Origin of the sequence: Rhizobium aouanii, assembly GCF_037002925.1 — a bacterium.
In the GTDB taxonomy this organism is placed as follows: Bacteria; Pseudomonadota; Alphaproteobacteria; order Rhizobiales; family Rhizobiaceae; genus Rhizobium; species Rhizobium aouanii.
Genome location: NZ_JBAMYD010000052.1, coordinates 1 through 1,172, shown reverse-complemented (window position 1 = coordinate 1,172; position 1,172 = coordinate 1). Strand labels below are relative to the sequence as shown.

Here is a 1,172-nt window from a genome sequence, read left to right as displayed (position 1 = left end):
GGCTGCGCAGCACCGCATCACGTCGCGGGTTGAGTGTCTGAGCGAATTCGGCCGGTGTCAGCCAGCCAAGGCCTGAATGCGGGCGTTGATCGTTGTAATCGCTACGCCAGTTTGAAAGCGCAGACCGGGCGTGAGCAAGCGACGAGAACAGAGTTTCATTCAAGAACTCGTCTCGCAGCCGCCCGTTGAAGCTTTCGATAAAAGCGTTCTGGATAGGCTTGCCAGGCGCAATGTAATGCCAGTCAACCTTGGTCCGGTCCGCCCATTGCAGGATCGCGTTGCTGGTGAACTCGCTGCCGTTGTCACTGACGATCATCCTCGGCTTGCCGCGCTCCTCGATAATCCGGTCAAGCTCCCGTGCGACGCGAAGACCGGAAAGCGATGTATCGGCGACGAGCGCCAGGCACTCCCTCGTGCAAACATCGACGACGGTCAGAATCCGCAACCTGCGCCCATCGGTGAACTGATCCGATACGAAGTCCAGCGACCAACGATCATTGGCCGCCATCGGCACCAGCATCGGCGCTCGCGTGCCTATTGCTCGCTTGCGACCGCCGCGCTTGCGCACCGTCAGTTTCTCCTCCCGATAGAGCCGGAACAGCCTCTTGTGGTTCACGAGGTGACCCTCCCGCCGGAGCAGCACATGAATGCGTCGATATCCAAAGCGGCGACGTTCATGCGCCAACGCCTTCATTCGCTCGCGAAGCTCATGATCATCGTCGCGCCTGGTCTCGTAACGGACCGTCATTCGGCAAAAACCAATGGCTTTACACGCCCGCCGTTCGCTTATCTCATGATGGCTCATCAGATGCGCGACAGCTTTCCGCTTGGCCGCGGGCGTCACCACTTCTTTCCCAAAAGGTCTTTCAAGGCAGCATTGTCGAGCATCGCATCCGCCAGAAGCCGCTTCAGCTTCGTGTTCTCGTCCTCAAGCGTCTTCAGCCGCTTGGCCTCGGACACCTCCATGCCGCCGAACTTGGCTTTCCATTTATAGATGCTGGCATCGCTGACGCCGTGCTTGCGGCAAAGCTCCGAGACTGGCGTGCCCGCCTCATGCTCCTTCAGAATGCCGATAATCTGTTCGTCTGTGAAACGGCTGCGCTTCATTCCCTGGTCCTCTCAATGGGCCAGAGCTTACTTCAAAATGGATTATTTCAACGGGGCAAGGTCAC

Annotated in this window: 1 protein-coding gene; it reads right to left on the bottom strand. The window is 58.4% G+C overall.

All coding sequences use genetic code 11. From position 1 onward, the window contains the following. Positions 1–1,107, bottom strand: a protein-coding gene (locus tag V8P77_RS34665; RefSeq protein WP_335916758.1) for an IS3 family transposase whose coding sequence is annotated in 2 segments (ribosomal slippage) — positions 1–858 and positions 858–1,107 — 1,108 coding nt annotated over the 2 segments. Because the reading frame shifts where the segments join, the coding sequence is not laid out codon by codon here. This gene is flagged as partial in the annotation. Positions 1,108–1,172: the final 65 nt, after the last annotated feature.